The 22,121-nt window shown below is 56.5% G+C and carries 15 protein-coding genes, 1 tRNA gene and 1 other annotated feature; of the genes, 9 read left to right on the top strand and 7 right to left on the bottom strand.

Annotated elements, in window-relative coordinates:
- The 3 genes from RQI55_RS21950 to scpA all read right to left on the bottom strand — a co-directional run.
- Window positions 1–2,935: filamentous hemagglutinin N-terminal domain-containing protein (locus tag RQI55_RS21950; protein WP_311276929.1), on the bottom strand; the 2,935-nt coding region annotated here is incomplete at its 3' end.
- A gap of 802 nt (window positions 2,936–3,737) precedes the next feature.
- Window positions 3,738–3,827: transfer RNA gene (locus tag RQI55_RS21945), tRNA-Ser, on the bottom strand.
- Window positions 3,828–3,989: 162 nt separating this feature from the next.
- On the bottom strand, window positions 3,990–6,131 hold the full coding sequence (scpA, locus tag RQI55_RS21940; RefSeq protein ID WP_311272959.1) for a methylmalonyl-CoA mutase: 2,142 nt from the start codon (window positions 6,129–6,131) through the stop codon (window positions 3,990–3,992).
- Window positions 6,132–6,346: 215 nt separating this feature from the next.
- On the opposite strand from scpA, the gene RQI55_RS21935 reads away from it, so the two are divergent.
- A complete protein-coding gene (locus RQI55_RS21935; protein WP_311272958.1) occupies window positions 6,347–7,021 on the top strand; it encodes a nucleotidyltransferase family protein in 675 nt (224 codons plus the stop codon).
- On the opposite strand, the gene RQI55_RS21930 is transcribed toward RQI55_RS21935, so the two are convergent.
- Genes RQI55_RS21930 through RQI55_RS21920 form a run of 3 tightly spaced genes read right to left on the bottom strand, consistent with a single transcriptional unit; the run spans window position 6,953 to window position 8,622 of the window.
- Entirely contained in the window at window positions 6,953–7,657 is a 705-nt protein-coding gene (locus RQI55_RS21930; RefSeq protein WP_311272957.1) for an XdhC family protein, read from the bottom strand. The two genes, RQI55_RS21935 and RQI55_RS21930, sit on opposite strands and share 69 nt — an antisense overlap.
- A complete protein-coding gene (locus tag RQI55_RS21925; RefSeq protein ID WP_311272956.1) occupies window positions 7,657–7,998 on the bottom strand; it encodes an XdhC family protein in 342 nt (113 codons plus the stop codon). Before RQI55_RS21925 ends, RQI55_RS21930 begins: the two co-directional genes overlap by 1 nt.
- A 48-nt stretch (window positions 7,999–8,046) precedes the next feature.
- Window positions 8,047–8,622: a DUF6030 family protein gene (locus tag RQI55_RS21920; protein WP_311272955.1), complete on the bottom strand. Its 576-nt coding sequence runs from the start codon at window positions 8,620–8,622 to the stop codon at window positions 8,047–8,049.
- Window positions 8,623–8,806: 184 nt separating this feature from the next.
- Between RQI55_RS21920 and paoA the strand changes: the two genes are divergently transcribed.
- From paoA to RQI55_RS21890, 6 genes are all read left to right on the top strand, one after another.
- Window positions 8,807–9,442 carry an aldehyde dehydrogenase iron-sulfur subunit PaoA gene (gene paoA / locus RQI55_RS21915; protein WP_311272954.1) on the top strand — a complete coding sequence of 212 codons (636 nt, stop codon included), beginning with the start codon at window positions 8,807–8,809 and terminating at the stop codon, window positions 9,440–9,442.
- Complete coding sequence (locus RQI55_RS21910; RefSeq protein ID WP_311272953.1) at window positions 9,439–10,389, top strand: xanthine dehydrogenase family protein subunit M; 951 nt, start codon at window positions 9,439–9,441, stop codon at window positions 10,387–10,389. Before paoA ends, RQI55_RS21910 begins: the two co-directional genes overlap by 4 nt.
- A gap of 3 nt (window positions 10,390–10,392) precedes the next feature.
- Entirely contained in the window at window positions 10,393–12,591 is a 2,199-nt protein-coding gene (gene paoC / locus RQI55_RS21905; RefSeq protein WP_311272952.1) for an aldehyde oxidoreductase molybdenum-binding subunit PaoC, read from the top strand.
- Window positions 12,592–12,908: 317 nt separating this feature from the next.
- A complete protein-coding gene (locus RQI55_RS21900; RefSeq protein ID WP_192067353.1) occupies window positions 12,909–14,675 on the top strand; it encodes a sensor domain-containing phosphodiesterase in 1,767 nt (588 codons plus the stop codon).
- A 51-nt stretch (window positions 14,676–14,726) separates the two neighbouring features.
- Window positions 14,727–15,728: a sensor domain-containing diguanylate cyclase gene (locus tag RQI55_RS21895; protein ID WP_311272951.1), complete on the top strand. Its 1,002-nt coding sequence runs from the start codon at window positions 14,727–14,729 to the stop codon at window positions 15,726–15,728.
- 114 nt (window positions 15,729–15,842) lie between these two features.
- Window positions 15,843–15,898 (top strand) — a sequence feature (sul1 is cis-regulatory element that is thought to sense ions involved in sulfur or methionine metabolism; They are found in Alphaproteobacteria).
- Between the two features lie 67 nt (window positions 15,899–15,965).
- Window positions 15,966–17,432 carry a SulP family inorganic anion transporter gene (locus RQI55_RS21890; RefSeq protein WP_311272950.1) on the top strand — a complete coding sequence of 489 codons (1,467 nt, stop codon included), beginning with the start codon at window positions 15,966–15,968 and terminating at the stop codon, window positions 17,430–17,432.
- A gap of 62 nt (window positions 17,433–17,494) precedes the next feature.
- Here RQI55_RS21890 and RQI55_RS21885 read toward each other — a convergent pair whose 3' ends face one another.
- Complete coding sequence (locus RQI55_RS21885; RefSeq protein WP_243257884.1) at window positions 17,495–17,872, bottom strand: PH domain-containing protein; 378 nt, start codon at window positions 17,870–17,872, stop codon at window positions 17,495–17,497.
- A gap of 179 nt (window positions 17,873–18,051) precedes the next feature.
- Between RQI55_RS21885 and treZ the strand changes: the two genes are divergently transcribed.
- Entirely contained in the window at window positions 18,052–19,830 is a 1,779-nt protein-coding gene (gene treZ / locus RQI55_RS21880) for a malto-oligosyltrehalose trehalohydrolase (protein ID WP_409233765.1), read from the top strand.
- Window positions 19,831–19,982: 152 nt separating this feature from the next.
- Window positions 19,983–22,067, top strand: coding sequence for a carboxy terminal-processing peptidase (locus tag RQI55_RS21875; protein ID WP_311272948.1), 2,085 nt, complete (start codon window positions 19,983–19,985; stop codon window positions 22,065–22,067).
- Window positions 22,068–22,121 lie beyond the last annotated feature (54 nt).

Raw genomic sequence — 22,121 nt, 5'->3', positions numbered from 1 at the left:
CCACCTGATCATTTTGCGTGGTGCCGACGAGGGAGTTGCTCGCTGACACATTGCCAACGGTGCCGGTTGTGCCGTTGCCCCATGTCACGGCACCGGCATTCACGACCGAACCATTATCCCAACTTGAACTGCTTACAACATAGTTGCCATTGGCGAGCACGGTGACGCCGTAACTTCCCACCTGATCATTTTGCGTGGTGCCGACGAGGGAGTTGCTCGCTGACACATTGCCAACGGTGCCGGTTGTGCCGTTACCCCATGTCACGGCACCGGCATCCACGACCGAAGCATTGTCCCAATTGCTGTTGCGCACGACATAATTGCCATTGGTGAGCACGCTGACGCCGCTACCCCCCACCTGATCATTTTGCGTGGTGCCGACGAGAGAGTTGTTCTCTGACACGGCACCGACGGTGCCACCGTTGCCGTTACCCCATGTGACAGCACCAGCATCCGTGACCGAACCATTGTCCCAAGACCTACTCATCACCACATAATTGCCATTGGAGAGCCCGACGACACGACCATTCCCCACCACATCATCTTGCTTGGTGCCAACCAGAGAGTTGCTCGCTGACACATTGCCAACGGTGCCGGTTGTGCCGTTGCCCCATGTCACGGCACCGGCATTGGTGGTCGAACCATTATCCCAACTTATACTGCCTACCACATAGTTGCCATTGGCGAGCGCGGTGACACCGTCAGTTCCCACACGATCACCTTGCGTGCTGCCGACCAGAGAGTTATTCTCGGACACGAAACCAGAGATGCCGGTTGTGCCGTTACCCCATGTCACGGCACCGACATCGATGGCCGAACCATTATCCCAACTTGAACTGGCCACCACATAGTTGCCATTGGTCAGTGCGGTGATTCCGTACTCTCCGACCCGGTCTTCTGCTTTTGACCCGTAAAGTGCCGAGATAAGCGCGCCTGTGATGCCGTTGTAGAGATAGACCGCGCCCACATCGGTGGCGCTCAAATCTGCGTAGTAAGACGAGATCACCACGTTTCCGGTGGAAAGTGAGACGGTTTCTTCCCCGAAACTATTTCCGGCGGAAGGGTTTGGATCAATGAATTCGTATTGCGCAAGGGCGCCGGTGGCATCGTTGATGACGATATTCTTCGGGTCGAGCAGAACAGTGCCCTTCGCGCCATTTCTGGCAGAGGCGCTTGCTGTTCCTGCCATGGTCAGCAAGCCTTTGGACGAGATTTCAATGAGGCCGCCATTGCCGGAAAGCCATCCTCCATTGGCGCTGGCTGTTCCATAAAATGTCGTGGCATTATCGGACCACAGGATAATGCGACCGCCAGAACCGCTCTGGGTTGCATCCGCCTTGATGACTGTGGCCGGTGAGATGTCCAGCGTGGCGGCATGGGCCAGCGTACCGCCGCCCTGGTAATCTCCTCCAACGCGGATCTGCCCGCCACCCGCCGTACCCGTTGCATCAAGATGCGCGGCGACGAGGTCCATGTCGGCACCTGTGAGTGTCAGCGTTCCGCCGACGCCCTGTGAGGCCTTTGCCGTAAGCGTGCCGGATGTGAAAAGACGCCCGGATTGGATGGAAACGCCACCGCCGCCTGTGGTTCCATCTGCCCGAATCAATCCTGCGGTCGTTTCGATGTAATTGTCACGAGCAACGATATCGACCGAGCCGCCCGCTCCACCAAGTCCGGAAACATCCATGAGACCGGCATTGACAAGGCTGTTGGCGCCAAGCGTGACGCTGCCTCCTGCGGTGCCAGTCGCGACGATCTGTCCTGTGTTATGCAGCACGTCTGCATCAACCTGGACAGAGCCACCTGTGCCGCTTTGCGTCGCATTTGCCTTGATGGCGCTTGCCGAACCAACGCTGACGGTTTTTGCGCGTTGTGTGGCGCCCGAAGCATGTGAGCCACCGCTGATCTTCACGCTGCCGCCACCCTTGGCACCGGAAGCATCCAGCTTTGCACCATTCAGTGCAACAGATGTGCCGGTGACCGTGATCTTTCCGCCCTTGCCTGTGGATGATTTTGCCGAGGCATTGCCTGAGACAGTGACCTCGCCACCTTCACCGCCGCCAATGACGATCTCGCCATCGCTGCCGGAAATGCTATCGGCTTCGACTGAGCCGGAAAGGTTGACTGCATGACGGGCGGCGTTGCGGGCGGTGGCGGCGCGCATCACCACGGTGCCACCCTCCGCTGAGATGGTGCCTTTGTTTTCGATCAGCGCGCCATTGCCTTCTGCACTGTTGCTGGTTGGGACCGCGACCTGCAAAAAGCCGTCACCAGACAGATCAAGCGTCGCCTGTTCGCCGGAGCCGAGGCCGGCCTTGCCGACGGGAACAGCGATCAAGCCATCATTCTTTACCGTGCCACCGATCAGCGCGGCGTAACCGCCGCGACCCACAGTGACAACACCTTCATTGGAGACGCCAGCCGAGGAGCCATCGCCAGAAAACCTGTATTGGCCCTGAAGGAAGTCATCATTTGAAATGTCCAGCGTGGATGCGACAAATCCACCTGTCACATTGACCGTGCCAGTTGGGGTAATGGCAATGCCGTTCGGGTTGATGATGTAGACCTGACCGTTGCCGGTGAGCGAGCCTGCGATGCTGGACGTCGCGCTGCCGGTGACCCTGTTGAGGATGGCAGACGACGAGTTTGGTTGTACGAAATTGACACTGTTGCCCTGTCCAACGGAAAAGCCGTTCCAGTTGACAATGGCTTTGCTGGAGCCCTGCGTAACCGTCATGCCAGAACCCGACGTGCCGATGGAAACCTGGCCCGACACGACCTGCCCGCCCGTCGGCAGCATATCATTCGCAAGCGCCACACCACCAGCCAGGGGTTGTGCAATCAACGCTGTCGAAGCGAAAAGAGCAATGGGAAGGCGTGCGTCGACAACCGGGAGCTGCGAGGCAATACGAAGGCGAAATTCGTTCAAAAGCATGTTTGTTCAGCCATCTTTGTCTTTAAGAGGTCTTGTCGGTATTTACTAAAGCGATTGGAAATCATCGCAATTTGATTCATCATGCACTATTGGCGCAGTCTATATAAAATAAAAAAACAAAACTATTTCTAGGCTTAACTTACGAATGCCAAAAAAAGTTGTTATTATATTTCCTAAAATAAATATAAAGCGGTGACTAATATTTTATATTTATAAATATCGAAAGTCTTAAATAGGTATTCGATTATAGACCGTTCATGGTCTCTGAATTCTGTTGACACCGTTCGATCTACGATTGTTATCTTGATGTTAAAGGCTGTGTTCTTATCCTAAAGAAGCTGTATTAAGGCAGACCGTAATATTCAGATTGAAGTTGTGCTGCGATGCTGATGGCAAAACCGTCAGCGGCGCTTTGGGCTATCGTTAATAGTGCTGATTACGACGTGTCTTGTGAACGCAAAGGCTCATCCAGCGCATTGCTCGACCAACGGGGGCTTCGATTGTAGTGACAATCGCCAAACGGTCTGTTTCTGTGTGAGTTGCGGCCAGCAAGGTCGCGAAGCACCTATGTGAGAAGCGTCACTCGGCGTATTGGCGCAGAACAGATCTTATCGACTGAACGTAAATTTCCGCGATGCTTGGACGCATTGGCCCGATTCTATCTGGCCCTTAAAATTGAATGATCGAATCCACCATTTCGAGATCACATACTGCAATCTGCGAGCGCAATATTCAATTAATTGATTACTAGAAAATTCGGAGAATGGGCTGAAGTCTAACTATTCGAGCTTAGTGTCATTTATGGCGGAGAGGGTGGGATTTGAACCCACGATACCCTTGCAGGTATGCCGCATTTCGAGTGCGGTGCATTCGACCACTCTGCCACCTCTCCGCGGGCACGAACTGTAAGGTTCGTGCGGGCGTTCTCATAACCAGCAATCGGGGTGCTTGCAAGGGGTAAATGTCTGTTCGGTCTGTTGGTGGTCAAGTTTTTGTCGGTTTTGTGAAAGGTGGTCCGGCGGCCTTGCGTTGGGGGCCGCCGGGTGGGTTGGGTTCAGCTGTTGCGGAGCCGGCCTTGCATCAGGTCGATGACGGCACGGGCGGCTTCCAGCACGTTGGTGCCGGGGCCGAAGACGGCGGCTACGCCGTGGTCGAGGAGGTACTGGTAGTCTTGCCTCGGAACGACGCCGCCGACGATGACGATGACATTTTCCGCACCCTTTGCCTTGAGTGCCTCCACCAGTTGCGGGGCGAGCGTTTTGTGGCCGGCGGCCAGCGATGACATCCCGACGACATGCACCTTGTTCTTGACGGCAAGATCGGCCGCTTCGGCCGGTGTCTGGAACAAAGGACCGGCAATGACATCAAAGCCGATATCGCCGAAGGCTGAAGCGATGATTTTTGCGCCGCGATCATGCCCGTCCTGTCCGAGCTTGGCGACGAGCATTTTGGGCTTCCCGCCCACGACCGTGGCCAGTTCTCCCAGCCGGGTACAAAGGGTCATATATTCCGGATCGTTCTCATAGGCTGCGCCATAGACATCGTGGACGACTTCGGGAACAGCGGCATGGTCGCCAAACACGCTGCGCATGGCGTCGGAAATTTCTCCGACCGTTGCACGGGCGCGGGCGGCGCCGATTGCGGCTTCCAGCAGGTTGCCCTTACCGGTTTGCGCAATCTGCGTGAGCACCGAGAGTGTGGTCTCCACCGTTTGCGCGTTGCGTTGACGGCGAACCGTTTCCAGACGTCTGATTTGTGCTGCGCGCACCGCGCTGTTGTCGATATCGAGAATGTCGATCGGGTCTTCGTTTTCCAACCGGTATTTGTTCACGCCAACGATGATTTCCTCGCCGCGGTCAACAGCGGCCTGACGCCTTGTCGCCGCTTCTTCGATGAGCCGTTTGGGAAGACCGTCGTCCACGGCCTTGGTCATGCCACCGAGCGCCTCGACTTCTTCCATCAGCGCCCAGGCCTTTTCGGCAAGTTCGCTGGTCAGGCTTTCGACATAATAGGAGCCAGCGAGGGGGTCGACCACCTTTGTCACGCCGGTTTCATGCTGCAGGATCAACTGCGTGTTGCGGGCGATGCGTGCTGAAAACTCGGTTGGCAATGCCATTGCTTCATCCAACGCATTGGTATGCAGCGATTGTGTTCCGCCCAGCACAGCCGACAGGGCTTCATAAGCCGTGCGGATGACGTTGTTGTAAGGATCCTGCTCCTGCAGGGATACGCCTGACGTCTGGCAATGGGTGCGCAGCATCAGCGATGCAGGTTTTTGCGGCTTGAATTCCTCCATGATGCGCGACCAGAGCAGACGGGCCGCGCGCAATTTTGCTGCTTCCATGAAAAAGTTCATGCCGATGGCGAAGAAGAACGAGAGACGCCCGGCGAAATCATCGACATTCAGGCCCTTGGCGATTGCAGCGCGCACATATTCGCGGCCATCCGCGAGGGTGAAGGCGAGCTCCTGTACCAGCGTCGCGCCCGCCTCCTGCATGTGATAGCCGGAAATCGAGATCGAGTTGAAGCGCGGCATTTCGCGCGCGGTATATTCGATGATATCGGCAATGATGCGCATGGAGGGTTCTGGCGGATAGATATAGGTATTGCGCACCATGAATTCTTTGAGAATGTCGTTCTGGATCGTGCCGGAGAGATCCGAAATGGCGCAACCCTGCTCTTCACCGGCAACGATGAAGCTTGCAAGAATGGGAATGACCGCGCCATTCATGGTCATGGAAACGGACATGTCCTTGAGCGGAATGCCATCGAAGAGGATTTTCATGTCCTCCACGCTATCGATGGCGACACCCGCTTTTCCGACATCGCCTTCAACGCGCTCATGGTCACTGTCATAACCGCGATGGGTGGCCAGATCGAATGCGACGGAAAGGCCCTTCTGTCCAGCGGCCAGATTGCGCTTGTAGAAGGCGTTTGATTCCTCTGCAGTCGAAAACCCGGCATATTGGCGGATTGTCCAAGGGCGCCCGGCATACATGGTGGCACGAGGTCCACGCACGAAGGGCTTGAAGCCCGGCAGGCTATCGAGGTGGGGAATGGTCTTCGTGTCGTCTGCCGTATAGAGCGGCTTGACGTCTATCCCTTCAGGGGTATGCCAGACAAGGCTGTCGGGGGAGCGTTTGAGTTCCTTCTCAGCAAGTCCCTGCCAGTCCTGTAGCGTCTTGTCGCCTGACATACATATCTCCTCTGCAACCAGCATCACCGCTTAGAGAACGGCAATATTTACCACCATCAATGGACGTGACCCGTCAGCGGCCACGTAGGACAATACTAGCCTGAACAGGTTACACAATCGCAACCATCGGGTAAGTCCGATTTTAGAATGGGCTGACCTCCGGCTTGGTGAGGCGGGTGGAGCCGTGCTACGGGAAATGAAAAGGGGATTACTGAATGCGTGTTGCAATCGTTCTGCTCGCTGCCGGAACATCCAGTCGCACAGCGCAAAGTGCCTCTCACAAACTTCTGGCGGAGTTTGACGGCATTCCCTTGCTGCGCCAGATGGCGGTGACGGCAAGGCAAAGCAATGCAGCCTCTGTGACGGTTGTGCTGGGGCACCGGCATGAGGAGCTTGGCGCTGTGCTTGATGGTCTTGAGGTCGCCCGGGTGGTCAACGCAAACCATGCGTCTGGGATGGCGGGTTCGATTGCCGCAGGGCTATCTTCGCCGCAAGCCCAAGGCGCGGATGGGGTCATGGTGATGTTGGCGGACATGCCGAAGATTTCCAGCGAACACTTGAACCAAATGATCTCGACTTTTGAGCAGGCGGAAAGGCTTGCAATCGTGCGGGCCGTTGCGGACGGCAAGCCCGGAAACCCGGTGATCCTGCCGCGCTCCATGTTTGAAGATATTAGCCGACTTGAGGGAGATGTCGGCGCACGTGGTCTTATCAAGGCATCCGGTCTTCAGATCATCGATGTGGAGCTGGGGTCGGCTGCCCTGATGGATGTGGATACGCCGGAGGCGATTGCAAGCGCTGGCGGCGTTCTGGCCAAGCCCTCAAGCGTTGCGCTTCGACAGGCTCTTGTCACCGAAGCGCATTGTGGAAATGATTTCAGCCAGGATTGAAACCGCGATTTCAGCGGGGCTGACTGCACCGATGTTCAGGCCTACCGGCCCATGGATGCGCTGCAGGTCAGGCTCGCCAAATCCCTGAGCGGCCAACCTTTTCAGCCGCGCCTCGTGCGTTTTTCGCCCACCAAGAGCGCCCACGTAAAAGCAACCTTTCCGAAGGGCATCCATCAAGGCGAAGTCATCGATCTTGGGATCATGGGTCAAGGCGACCAAGGCTGTGTGCTGGTCAAGCGGTCGTGTCTGCAGCACATCTTCAGGCCAATCGGCAATGAGGTCGGTGCTGGCAAAGCGTTCAGGTGTGGCAAATGCCGTTCGCGGATCGATCACCACAACATCAAGGCCCGTCAGCTTTGCCATGTGCACCAAGGTCTGGCTGATATGGACCGCACCGATGATGACGATGCGGGGCGAGGGAACATAGACATTGATAAAATGATCGATGCCCGCAAGCGTGATGCCAGAGGATTTCCGGGACTGGAGGGCGGTGGCAACGGCCTCACCCAGAGCACCGGATGGTATAGCTTCCGAGGCAATAACTTCGACGGCACCGCTTTGAAGATTGGTCACGGTGGCCACTGCCACGCGGTTGCTGCGCAGGGCGTTGAGGGTCTCAAGTGTTGCGGCATCCATTAGTGCAGTTTCTCCACATAGACTCGGATGCGTCCACCGCAGGATAATCCAACCGACCAGGCCGTCTGGTCCGCCACGCCGAAGTCGAGGATTCTGGGCTGGCCTTCCTCGATAACATCGAGTGCGGCGGAGATAACTGCACCCTCGACGCATCCGCCTGAAACAGACCCTTCGAAATGGCCGTCAGCGTCGATTACCAGGTGACTGCCGACCGGCCTTGGCGCCGAGCCCCAGGTTTCTATAACTGTTGCGATGGCGACTGATCGCCCTTGGGCTTGCCATTCATGTGCATGGACCAAGGGGTCATTGAGAGAATGGGTTTCTTTGCTGTCAGCCGTCATCAGTTTTCCTGCCCCCCAAAGTGGGCTTTGCCATTTATCTCGGACGCTTCATTGCTCTGCCTTGTCTGGTTGCGGCTGTGGCGTCGTTCGGGTGCCGAACAGATTGTAACGGTTGGGATCACCCCGTTCCTGTCTGTATTTCAGCGTTGCCTCTCCGAAAGCGATCTCCATATCCAGCCCAGATGCCAGAACCATCTCTAAATCCTTGAGCGGCATATTCGTTCCGAGCAGTGAATAGACGATGTTGGCAGCGCGGGCGGCCAGCACCTGACGTGACAGGACGGAGCCGAAATTGAGCTTGATACGGAAGTTGTTCCACACGCCCGGCTCAACGCCTCTGATCTGCAGGAAAAGCGATGGTTTGTGACCGGTTTCCGCATAGTCGATGACATATGTGCATTGCCATTCACCGGTGTCATACGCGGTAAACACGGGCTTTTCTGAAGACGAGAGGTCCGCAATGCCCAGACACCGTTTTTCGTCGAAGCCAAAAAATGTCCTGACAGACGGGCTCCCCTGGACAGGGTGCCGTTGCGTCTTCGGCGATTGCGAGACGTGTAATACCGTTGTGGGCCGCGTTTCAACGCCAAGCACAAACAGAGATATGATCGAGGCTAGAAGCATTTGATCTGAAGGCCATCCGTGTGAACAACAACTGTACCCCGCCGTAGCATATCCACAAGTGAAACGATGACCGCGGAGTGGCAGTCGCCAACGGTCTTAGGGTTCAACTTTTCGTTTGTCGATGGCACCTTTGCGCTTGCACGCAGTTAGCCTTGCACCTCAAGCCATCGAAAAGGAGCGGGCCGTGCTCGACAGCGTCCGACTGGAACTTTCCCGACGAAACTTACTTATCTCCTCTGCCGCGACGATAGCGGCCACCGGCGTCGTCAAGAGCGCGGCGGCGCAAACTGCGGGGAGCCCCATGACACAATCATCCGAAGTCTCACTGACCGTGAATGGTCAGAACCATGTTCTTGATATGGATAACCGAACCACCTTGCTGGACGCGCTGCGGGAGCATCTTCATCTGACCGGCACCAAAAAGGGTTGCGACCACGGCCAGTGTGGCGCGTGCACAGTTCTGGTGGATGGAAAGCGGATCAATTCCTGTCTTTCGCTCGCCGTCATGCATGATGGCGATAAGGTGACCACAATCGAGGGTCTTGGCCAGCCGGGCGATCTGCACCCCATGCAGGCGGCTTTCGTCAAGCATGATGGTTTTCAGTGCGGTTACTGTACGCCGGGCCAGATCTGTTCCTCCATCGCCGTGCTGGAAGAGATCAAGGCTAACATTCCAAGCCATGTGACGGGCGATCTGACGGCAAAGACGCAGCTGACGGCAGATGAAGTTCGCGAGCGCATGAGCGGCAATATCTGTCGATGCGGGGCCTACTCGAACATTCTGGATGCCATTTCAGAAGTGGGAGGAATAAACGCATGAAAGCTTTCACCTATGAGCGAGCCTCCTCTGTCGAAGCCGCAGCCAAGGCTGTCGCATCCAATCCCGGTGCCAAATTCATTGCGGGTGGCACAAACCTTCTCGACCTGATGAAGCTTGAGATCGAGACGCCGACCTATCTGATTGATGTGAACGGGCTCGAACTCGACAAGATCGAGGCAACTGCGGAGGGTGGCCTTCGCATCGGCGCACTGGTCAGGAACACAGATCTTGCAGCCGATGAAACGGTCCGCCGCGACTATGGCCTGCTTTCGCGCGCGTTGGTTTCCGGGGCATCCGGGCAGTTGCGCAACAAGGCAACGACGGCTGGCAATCTCTTGCAGCGCACGCGCTGTCCTTACTTTTACGATACCAACCAGCCTTGCAACAAGCGCACGCCTGGAAGCGGCTGTTCCGCCATTGGCGGTTACACCCGCCAGCTTGCCGTTGTTGGCGTCAGCGATGCCTGCATGGCGACGCATCCCAGCGACATGGCCGTTGCCATGCGCGCGCTTGATGCGACGATTGAAACGGTCAAAGCCGATGGTTCTCGTCGCTCCATTCCGATTGCGGATTTCTACCGTCTGCCGGGCGACACGCCGCACATCGAGAACACGCTTGAAGCGGGTGAATTCATCACCTCGGTTCTATTGCCACCACCCGTTGGCGGTAAGCAGATTTACCGCAAGGTCCGTGACCGTGCATCATACGCATTCGCGCTGATTTCTGTCGGTGCGATTATTCAGTCGGATGGAACCGGACGCGTTGCTGTGGGCGGTGTGGCCCATAAGCCGTGGCGTGTCGAGGCGGCTGAAAGCCAGTTGGCGGAAGGCGCGCGCGCGGCGACACAAGCCATTCTGGCAGATGCACGTCCCACAGAAGAGAACCGGTTCAAGATCGATCTTGTCGAGCGCACGCTTGGCGCCGTCCTGTCCGAAGCAAGGGGTTGAGCGATGAAATTTGATACACCAGCAACCACCAATCCCATTGATCGCCTGAAAGTCGTAGGCCAGCCTATCAGGCGTATCGATGGCGAGCTTAAAACAACCGGAGGAGCGAAATACGCCTATGAGTGGCATGACGGAAACGTGCCCTATCTCTATGGATACCCGGTACACTCGGCAATTTCGAAAGGGCGCATCAAGGCTTTCGATGTGTCTGCGGCAAAGGGTTCCGAGGGCGTTGTAAGCGTCGTGACGAGCCTTGATGTCGGAAAGCGGGAGAAGGGCGAATACAACACCGCCACCCTGTTTGGCGGAGATGTGATCGAGCACTACCATCAGGCAATTGCCGTGGTTGTGGCGAAAACATTCGAGCAGGCACGTGCCGCTGCTGCCTTGGTCAAGGTTGATTACGCCGAGGAAAAGGGTGTTTTCGATCTTGAAGCCGAAAAGGGCAATGCCGAAAAACCGGATGAATCCCAAAAACCGGATACATCAGTGGGCGACTTTGCTGCTGCCTTCCAATCAGCTGCCGTCACAATTGACGAGACCTATACGACGCCGGATCAGTCTCACGCGATGATGGAGCCGCACGCGTCCATCGCCGCTTGGAATGGCGACGAGGTGACAGTGTGGACGTCAAGCCAGATGATCGACTGGTGGCGTTCGGACTTGGCGACGACGCTCGGGGTCGACAAGGAAAAGATCCACCTCATGTCGCCGTTTATCGGTGGCGGCTTCGGCGGCAAGCTGTTCCTGCGCGCAGATGCGGTTCTGGCTGCTTTTGCGTCCAAGGCTGTCGGGCAGCCGGTGAAGGTGACATTGCCGCGCCCGATGATTGCGAACAACACAACGCACAGACCGGCGACCATCCAGCGCATCCGCATCGGTGCTGGCAGCGATGGTAAGATTACCGCCATTGGCCACGAAAGTTGGTCTGGCAACCTGCCTGACGGTGCGCCGGAAACAGCTGTGAACCAGACAAGGCTGCTTTATGCCGGTGCAAACCGGATGACGGCGATGCGTCTGGCCCAGCTGGATTTGCCTGAGGGTAACGCCATGCGGGCGCCGGGTGAAGCGCCGGGCCTGATGGCGCTCGAAATCGCCATCGACGAAATTGCCGAGAAGGTTGGAATGGATCCGGTCCAGTTCCGCATCGTCAATGACACGCAGGTCGATCCCGAAAACCCTGAACGTCCCTTTTCGCACAGGGACCTCATTGGTTGCATGAACACCGGTGCCGAGAAGTTCGGCTGGTCTGAGCGTCCCAAGGTCGCGTCGCGCCGGGATGGGAAGTGGCTGATCGGCATGGGCGTTGCTGCGGCCTTCCGCGACAATCTCGTCCTGCCGTCTGCCGCGCGGGTGAAACTCGGCTCTGACGGTATCGTAACGGTCGAAACCGATATGACCGATATCGGGACTGGCAGTTACACCATCATCGCCCAAACCGCTGCCGAGATGATGGGCGTGACAGTCGACAAGGTTGCCGTGCAACTGGGCGATTCACGCTTTCCGATATCTGCCGGCTCGGGTGGTCAGTTCGGTGCAAACTCCTCGACATCTGGCGTTTACGCAGCCTGTGTGAAACTGCGCGAAGCGATTGCCCAAAAGCTCGGCTTCAATTCCGACGACGCCCTGTTTGAAGATGGCATGGTCAAATCCGGCAATCGGGCTGTTCCTCTCGCAGAGGCTGCGGGCACAGACGGGCTTGTGGGTGAAGACACGATGGAGTGGGGTGATCTCACGAAAACCCATCAGCAATCGACATTCGGCGCCCATTTCGTGGAAGTCGGTGTTGATAGCGCAACAGGCGAAATCCGCATCCGACGTATGCTGGCGGTGTGTGCTGCGGGCCGGATTCTCAATCCGATCACCGCGCGCAGTCAGGTCATTGGTGCGATGACCATGGGTGCTGGCGGTGCACTGATGGAAGAACTGGAGGTGGATACGCGCCGTGGTTTCTTCGTCAACCACGATCTTGCGGGATATGAGGTGCCAGTCCATGCGGACATTCCGCATCAGGAGGTCGTCTTCCTTGATGAGACCGATCCGATGTCGTCGCCCATGAAGGCGAAGGGTGTAGGTGAGTTGGGTCTTTGCGGCGTCTCGGCCGCAATCGCCAACGCGATCTATAATGCGACGGGCGTTCGTTTGCGACATTACCCGATGACGTTGGACAAGCTGCTTTCCGGCTTGCCTGAAGTGGCCTGAAGATACGCCTGAACGCATGCCTTCCCGGTTCGCCACCGGGGAGGCATGCTGCGTTTCGAGATAATTAAACTTTCGAATATCATAAAATATAATTTACTAACCATTGCCGCAACTGCCGAGCCGGGATTCACTTTTCGTTCAATGATTAGGCAGAATGATTACCGGTAGAATTGAATTCTTTGGGCATGATGCCCCAGTTTGTCCGATCCCGTCACCGTGGATATAAGCGCCGACATGGCTGCACCAAAAAATGAACCGCCCCCCACATTGTGGATGCGCACAAAGGTCGCGCACCAGTGTTGCCATGGATTTTTATCATGCAGAATGAGATCGCACGCCTATCGACCCTTAAAAATCTGAGGTTGCTCGATACGCTTCCCAGCGAGAGTTTTGACCGCATCACCCGGCTGGCCGCCAGCATTTTCGGCCTCCCGATTGCCGCCGTATCCCTCACAGACATGCAACGCCAATGGTTCAAATCGAAGGTCGGTGTCGATCACTTCGAAATACCGCGCCATAAGGCGCCCTGCGCCACCGTTGCTGAAACCTGCAAGCCTTTCGTGATCGAAGATTTCAAGCAGGACGAATACTATGTGGACAGCGTTCTCGGAAATGCGGGCATTCGCTTTTACGCGGGCGCGCCATTGGTCACGCACGATGGATTTGGCCTGGGTGCACTCTGCGTGCTGGGAACCGAGCCACGCGAGGTCACCGATGCAGAAATGGCGACTCTGAAAGATCTCGCGGCTATGGTGATGGATCAGGTTGAGCTGACCCATGCCATGGGGCGCATCGAAGCATCGAGCGGTCTGCCCAACCGGTTTCAGCTTTCGAATGATCTGTCGGATGCGGTCCTGCGTGGCGATAGCGGTGAGCGCATCATCGTTCTGCTCGATCTGGCGCAGACGGAGCAGTTCGAACGGATCTCGCGTGTGCTTGGCCCTTCCTATCTGGATGACGTCATTCAGGCCGTTTCGCTGCTTCTGCGCAAGCATGTCGGGGAAGAGGCCGCCGCTTATCATGTCGGCCCCACGCAGTTTGCGTTTTTCGCGCCTCACAACATGAGCGCTGATCGCTATGTTGAATTCCTCAAGACGATGCTTGGCGAAATTCAGGACTATAGCGACACACAAATCTCGATGTCGCCCTCCATTGGCATGGTTGCCTACGACCCGCAGACCATGCCGCCGGATGACATTTTGAGATCGTTGCAAAGCGCCATTCAGGACGCCCACCAGAGCCCGACGAAAATCGGCATGTTTTCGCCAGCCATCGACTTGCGCCACAGGCGCAATTTCCGAATCCTCAACGATTTTCAAACGGCATTGACGGCCCCCGACCAGCTTTCTCTGGTCTTTCAACCGCGGCTGGATGTTGCGAGCGGCGAGGTTCACAGTGCGGAGGTTCTCCTGCGGTGGAACCATCCCGTTCTTGGCCCGGTGTCGCCTGTCGAATTCATTCCTGTGGTCGAAGCCTCCGCATCTGCACGAGAGCTGACGGACTGGGTCATAAACGAGACGCTTGTCACGCTTGCGGCTTGGGAGCGCAGAGGCCTTCGTTTCAGTGTGTCCCTCAATCTCTCGGCTCTCAATCTCGAAGAACCAGACTTTTACGAGCGGTTGATGTCCAAGCTTGCTTCGTTCGACATCAGTCCGGCGCAGATTGAGCTGGAACTGACAGAAACCGTGATGATGAAAGAGACCGATGGCGCTTTTGAGCTGCTGAACCAGTTGAAGGCAGCGGGCATCCGCCTTGCCATCGACGACTTTGGAACTGGCTATAGCAGCCTTGCCTATCTTCAAAAATTACCGGCAGACATTGTAAAGATCGACCGTTCATTCGTCTCGGACATGGAAAACGGCAACCGTGAACGGGTTCTCGTGCGCTCCATGATCGATCTTTCGCACAGCCTGGGTTATCGCGTTGTTGCGGAAGGCGTCGAAACGCTGGAGGCAGCCGATTTGCTGGGCGTGATGGGTTGTGACGAAATCCAGGGTTACTGGCTCTCGCGGCCTGTTGGAAGCGAGCAACTGTTTGCCTGGTTGATGGAACGTCAGCGCCCGAAAGTGTGTGCTGCAGGATAGCATTGCATTCTTGATTGTACTGTGTCCCGGAGCCCAAAAGACGGTGGTGAAATGAAGCATATCCTGCAAAGAATGGTCAGTGGCACTCATCAGCCGGATGATGAATTTCTGCTTCTTCTCGATGCCCTGCCAATTCCCCTATCCTGGGCATCCTATCCCGAGGGCCGGATACGCTTCATCAATAAAGCTTTCATCAGGACTTTCGGCTACCCCAATGGCCATTTCGAAACCATCCAGCAATGGTTCAGCGAAGTCTATGTCAACGATATCGAGAGCGGGGGCGCTTGCAGGATCTGGGCAGCCACACTGACACCGGGCGCATTGGGCATAACAGAGGTCGAGCCCTACGAAGTGCAGGTCAGGCACGCAAATGGGAATATTGTTCCGGTTCTGCACCGGGGCATCGTCATGCACGAATTCGGCCTCGTCATCACGATTTTCGAAGATCTCACCAACCATAAGCTTGCAGAACACGTACTCAGGCGCATTGCGTTCGAGGATGCGCTGACAGGCTTGGGCAACAGGCGAATGCTTGAGGAGCGCTGGAACACCGAGATTGCCCAGCGGGCAACATTCACGTCGCAAAAGCTGATCGCGGTTCTGATGATCGATCTCGATAAATTCAAGCCGATCAACGATTATTTTGGCCATGCGGCCGGTGATGAGGTCTTGAAAAGCGCAGCACACCGCCTTCGTCACTCTGTGCGCTCAGATGATACCGTCGTCAGAATGGGGGGAGACGAATTTGCTATTCTGCTGACCGATCTGGACTGTCAGGTCGATGCAGACAAGATTTGCCAAAGAGTAACGGACGCCTTTAACGAGCCGTTTCTGGTGAGCGGTAAAAAGGTTATGGTTGGCGCAACGGTGGGGGCGAGTCTGTATCTGCGCCATGGCAACGATATCGAAACGCTGCTGAGTGCGGCAGACCAGGCGCTTTACCGCATGAAGCGAGAGGGCAGGCACAACTGGGCATGGTTCGACCAATCCTTCAAACCGGCGAACGAACAATTGTCTTTTGCACCCGCTGTCATGGAAGCCAGAAACGCTTGAGGAGGGTTGCATGGCCTTCCCGACACGCGCCCGCGCCATGACGATCTGTCCGCCGGCCTGTTGCCAATTCGGGCTTGCATCGAGAGATTTATTCGGTATTTAGAACATACTCACCACGGACCCGGTGAAACTCCGGGTGGCTCTTCTGGCCGCCGATCCGCCAGATAACGCAAATACCGCATGCCCATTTTATGACCGCTAACGATGCGTGTCGGCATGCTTTGCGAGATATCACATATGCAACTTACATCTATCCGTCGGGATTGGTCCGCCAATCCCTTGCGTGAAATGCTAGCCGGGGCTGTCGCGACATTCGCGCTCATTCCGGAAGTCATCGCGTTTTCCTTCGTTGCTGGTGTCGATCCACAGGTCGGCCTCTTTGCGTCCTTTGTTATCGGCATCGTCATCGCATTTTCCGGTGGTCGTCCTGCCATGATTTCGGCTGCTGCCGGTTCAGTTGCGCTTGTCGCAGCACCACTGGTCCATCTGCACGGCTTGCCCTATCTTTTCGCTGCGGGTCTGCTTGCCGGTGCGTTTCAGATTATATTCGGATTGCTGCGACTTGGCGTGTTGATGCGGTTCGTTTCGAAATCCGTTCGAACAGGCTTCGTCAACGCCTTGGCAATCCTCATCTTCGCCGCACAGCTTCCGCACATTATTGGCGGGGATGTGCTGGCCTATGGCATGCTGGCAGCGGGGCTTGTGCTGATCTATCTGGTTCCCCGGCTGACGACGGCCGTGCCTTCGCCGCTGATCTGTATTCTGGTTCTGACCGGGGTATCCATTTTCCTGCAATTGCCGGTCATGACCGTCGCCGATCTTGGGAAGCTGCCGGACAGCCTTCCCATGTTCGCCTGGCCTCAGGTGCCGCTGACGCTGGAGACGCTGAAGATCATTGCCGGGCCTGCGCTCGCCATCGCCATGGTGGGCCTGCTGGAATCGATGATGACGGCGAGTGTGGTGGACGATCTCACCGGCACGCCAAGCTCCAAGAACCGGGAATGCACAGGTCTGGGCATTGCCAACACTGCAGCCAGTCTCTTCGGCGGCATTGCCGGTTGCGGCATGATCGGGCAGACCGTCAGCAACGTGAAATATGGCGGTCGCGGCAGGCTGTCCACATTGTTTGCGGGTGCATTTCTTTTGATCCTGATGGTGGTCCTTAAGCCTTGGGTGTCTCAGGTTCCGGTGGCGGCACTGGTTGCCATCATGGTGATGGTGTCCATCGATACGTTCGATTGGTCATCCGTCAAAACGCTGATCGTCCATCCGAAAATGTCGAGCGTGGTTATGGTCGTGACTGTGATCGTGACGGTTCTCAGCTCCAATCTCGCGCTGGGTGTCGCCGTCGGCGTTCTTCTGAGCGGGGTGTTCTTCACCTTCAAGGTGGCGAGACTGCTGCGTGTTGAAACCGTCAAGGACGAACCGGCGCGGCGGTTGACATATCGTGTGTCCGGTCAGGTCTTCTTTGCCTCGGCCGATGTGTTCGTGGATGCCTTCGACATCGAGGAGGCAAACGAGATGTCGGTGCTGATCGATATTTCACAGGCCCATTTCTGGGATATTACCGCTGTTGCCGCGCTGGAAAAGGTGGTTGATCGCTACAAGCAGCATGACATCCCGGTCACGGTTGTCGGCGTCAACGAAGCCAGTGCGACCTTGATCGAAAGCCTCGGCAGTGGGGCTAGCCTCAAGGAAATCTGATTTCGATATCCTTTGCCCACCGCGCTTAAATCAGGAGCGCGGTGGTCTTTAACATCCGTCCCTTATCGCAGGACGCCCGTCGCAAGTGCGCGCTGAATGCCGCGCACATCCGTTCCCTTTTTCAGCGTCTTGCTGATCGGGGTGGCCGAGCCTGAAACCCAGATTTTCAGCTCTGAATCCAGATCGAAGGTTCCGGCGGTCTCAACGGAAAACCGTGTGATGGCGCGGTAGGGAATGGAGGTATAATCCACCTTGCTCCCGGTTATGCCCTGAATATCGACAAGGATAATCCGGTACTGGGTGAAGACGAAGAAGTCGCGGATGACTTTGAACGCCAGTTGCGGCTCTTCTCCATCCACCAGCACGCCATCGAGGCGCTTGTTCAAATCTGCAGGATCCACGGTTGATCCGTGACCCAGTAACCCGTCGAATAGACCCATCTGCAATCATCCCTTTATGCTCAAGCCATGGAAATGGAGTTTATGAGCACTTTGTTCAATATGCGCGACGCAGAGGGTGCGAAAACGCTGCCCGTACGCTTTGCATGAAACCATTGGTGGCCGTTGGCGTTAGGCCAAGTCGTCGCTCCCGCTTCATTTCATCAGAGAGTCATTCATTGTTGTACGATTTCGATTTCGGCCCCTTGGTTCTGGAAGACGCAACCCTGTTTCGCCTTTGGGCGCCGCTGCAGCAATCCGTTGTGCTGAAGCTGGAGACCGGTGAGCAATATGACATGGAGCCTAAGGGCGATGGCTGGTTTCACCACACATTGCCGTGCGTGGGTGCGGGCACGCTCTACCGTTTCCAGTTGGCTGACGGGCAGGTGATACCGGATCCGGCATCGCGGTTTCAGCCTGAAGATGTGCATGGCCCCAGCGAAGTGGTTGATGTGACCAATTACGTCTGGAAAACCGAAAGCTGGAGCGGGCGACCCTGGGAAGAGATGGTCATTTATGAGCTGCACCCGGGCACTTTCACGCAGGAGGGCAGCTTTCTCGCAGCCATCGAGAAGCTCGACCATCTGCGCCAACTCGGCATAACCGCCATTCAGCTGATGCCGACAGCCGATTTTCCCGGCAGCTATGGCTGGGGCTATGATGGCGTTATGCCCTATGCGCCCGAAAGCAGCTATGGCCGCCCGGAAGACCTGCTGAAATTCGTAAATGAAGCACATGCACGCGGCATCTGCGTGTTTATGGATGTGGTCTACAATCACTTCGGCCCAGACGGCAATTATATGCCCGCCGTGGCGCCGCTGTTTACCGAGCACCACTCATCTCCCTGGGGCATGGGCATCAATTACGACGATGAAGGCTCTGACCAGATCCGCGAATTCGTCATTCAGAACGCGATCTATTGGATAACGCAGTTTCGCATTGATGGACTGCGATTGGATGCCGTTCATCAGATCAAGGACGATAGCGGTGAACATCTGATTGTCGAACTCGCACGGCGTGTTCGCGATGCTGCGGGCAGACGTCATGTTCATCTGATCGTCGAAAACGAGGATAATGACAGCGATCTGCTAGTGCGTGGCGAAGACGGCCAGCCGAAGCACTTCACGGCACAGTGGAACGATGATGTGCATCACGTTCTGCACGTCGCAGCCACGGACGAGACCTTCGGCTATTATCAGGAATATGTCGGCAATGACGACAATATTGGCCGGGCGCTGGCACAGGGTTTCGTCTTTCAGGGAGAGCACATGCCCTATCGCGGCGAGGCGCGTGGCAAACCGAGCGAGCATCTTTCGCCGCTGGCCTTCATATCCTTCATCCAAAACCATGATCAGATCGGCAACCGTGCTAACGGCGACAGGATGGCCTCCTACATTGCTGCGGAACCCTTGAAGGCCATCGCTGCGATCTATCTTCTGGCGCCGCAGGTTCCGATGCTGTTCATGGGTGAGGAATGGGGAGCCAAGGAGCCCTTTCCTTACTTCTGTCAGTTCGATGAGGATCTGAATGAAAAGGTCCGCGAGGGCAGGCGCAGGGAAATGTCACGTCTGCCGGGCTTCGACGGTGACAATGTTCCCGACCCAACAGCGCGGTCGACCTTTCTGTCAGCCAAGCTCGATTGGTCGAAGTCCAAGGCGGAGGAGGGCGCTGAGATGCTTGCCTTTTACCGATCGCTGCTTGCCTTGCGCCACGAGCATATCGTGCCTTTGCTCAGTCATGGCGAATTGAGGGGCGGCACCTTTGAAGCCAAGGGCCGTGCGGTGAAAGTGATATGGCAGATGGGTGAGACTGAACTGGAGCTGATGGCCAACCTGTCCAACGACATCGTGGCAATCGAAAACGGATCGAGCGCTGGAGAACTGCTCTATGCATTCGGCGATGTTGAGGCTGGTCGCCTCGGCCCATGGTCCGTTCTGTGGCATCGTCGTCGCTTGACCTGACATATGCGTTTCATCTTGCCCCTCGAAAACGTCTGACAGAGGCCGATCACGAGCAATTGCCTAAAATCATTATTTTGGGTGAGAGGTTCTTATCGTAATTGCCGCTCCGGTGCAGTATGACGGATGATGACAACGATGAGGAATGATGTCGCATGCGCATAAGGTACGGTCTCTTTTGGTTGGCATTCTCCATTGCGTCTTCTGCGCAGGCACGACAGCCGGCTTCACCGCCTGTGCTGGAGCCCACTCAAGTTCAGGCCCAGGCGGCCAATCTGAGTGCGCAATTCCTTGGCCGCTACGCCTATAAGACCGTGCCGCTCGACGATGCCCTGTCTACGCATATCATGTCGAAGTTCATCAAGTCGCTTGATCCCGACCGTATGCTGTTTATGCAGAGCGATATTGACGGTTTCAACGCAGACAGCACGAAGATCGACGATGCGATCCTCAACGAGGATCTTAAAATACCGTTCTCGATCTTCAACAGCTACACGCGCCGTGTCGTGGATCGCATGACGTTTGCGCGCGCCGAGCTGAAGCAGAATTTCGATTTCACGGTGCGTGAAGAATACCCGATATCGCGCGAAGACGCGCCGTGGGCCACGACGCAGCAACAGAGTGACGATCTCTGGCGCAAGCGCGTCAAGAGCGATTGGCTTCGCCTGAAACTGGCAGGCCAGGCCGATGCCGCAATTCGTGAGACGCTGGACAAGCGCTACAAGAACATTCTGGACCGGGTTTATCCGTACAAGAGCGACGACGTGTTCCAGTCGTTCATGGCGGCCTATACGACGTCTGTTGATCCACACACGGATTACTTCAGCGCATCCGCTTCCGCAGAGTTCGACATTTCGATGAAGCTGTCGCTTGTCGGCATTGGCGCCGTGTTGCAGGAGCGGGACGGCTACACCACCATTCGCGAGCTGGTGGCCGGTGGGCCGGCACAGCTTTCTGCCAAGCTTGCGGTGGGAGATCGCATCGTTGGCGTAGGGCAGGGCGAGGATGGTCCGATCAAGGAAGTCGTCGGCACGCGCCTTGATGAGGTGGTGCAGATGATCCGCGGTGCAGTCGGCTCGGTCGTGCGCCTCGATATCTTGCCCGCAGAATCTGGCAGCTCTGGTGGCCACCGCGTCATCAGTCTTGTCAGGGACAAGGTGAGCCTTGAAAAGCAGGCGGCCAAGAAGACGATACTGTCCGTCAAGAATGGCGATGCCACCTCAAAGATCGGCGTCATCACCCTTCCAACGTTTTACGAGGACTTCGAAGGCCGCCGTAAGGGTGACAAGGATTACCGCAGCGCCAGCCGCGACGTGGCCAAGTTGCTGGCTGAGCTGAAGCAGGACGATGTCTCCGGTGTGCTGTTCGATCTTCGCGACAATGGCGGCGGCTCGCTTGCCGAAGCCATTGACCTGACGGGTCTGTTCATCGGCAAGGGTCCGGTCGTTCAGCAGAAGGACGCTGAAGGCAATGTCAAGGTCGAGAGCGATGACATGACGGCACCCGCCTGGAGCGGTCCGCTTGGCGTGTTGATCAATCGTGGTTCGGCCTCGGCGTCTGAAATCTTTGCCGCAGCCATTCAGGATTACGGACGCGGCATCATCATCGGCGAACCATCCTTCGGAAAAGGCACGGTCCAGACCGTTGTCGATCTCGACCGTGTCGCCCGCAACAGCAAGCCGGAACTTGGTCAGCTGAAACTGACCATCGCTCAGTTCTTCCGTGTTGATGGTGGTACGACACAGTTGCAGGGCGTGGTGCCGGATATCAGCCTTCCGGGTTTTCTCGACCCGAAGGCTATCGGCGAATCCAGCTATGACAATGCTTTGCCATGGACGAAGATAAAGCCAGCGAAATATGCCCTGCAGGGTGATCCGGACAAGTTGCTGCCGACATTGCAGGCAAAGCATGATGCGCGGATCAAGACAGACCAGGATTTCCAGCGGTTCGTTGAAGACATAGCTGATCTGAAGGCTGTGCGGGAAAAGAAGACCATTTCGCTCAATGAAGTCGAGCGCAGAGCCGAAATGGCTGAAACCGAAGCCAAGATGAAAGCGCGTGCCGAAAGCGGGACGGGCCTCGTTCGTGAAAACGACGACGGTCTTCAGGCCAATGAGCGTAGCATCACGGCAAACATCGCAATCGAAAACGCGCGAAAGAATGCAAAGGACGTGCTGCAAAACGAAGCAGCAGCCATCGTTGTCGATCTGGCTGAAGCGGCACCCGCCAAAACGCGATAGACGCAAAAAAGCGCCGAGGCTTAGGTAAGCCTCGGCGCTTCATTTCAACTGTCG

The sequence above is a fragment of the Rhizobium sp. WCS2018Hpa-16 genome, assembly GCF_031843705.1.
Lineage (GTDB): Bacteria > Pseudomonadota > Alphaproteobacteria > Rhizobiales > Rhizobiaceae > Agrobacterium > Agrobacterium tumefaciens_C.
The sequence above is the reverse complement of the archived record's forward strand: the minus strand, read 5'-3'. Positions and strand labels throughout refer to the sequence as shown.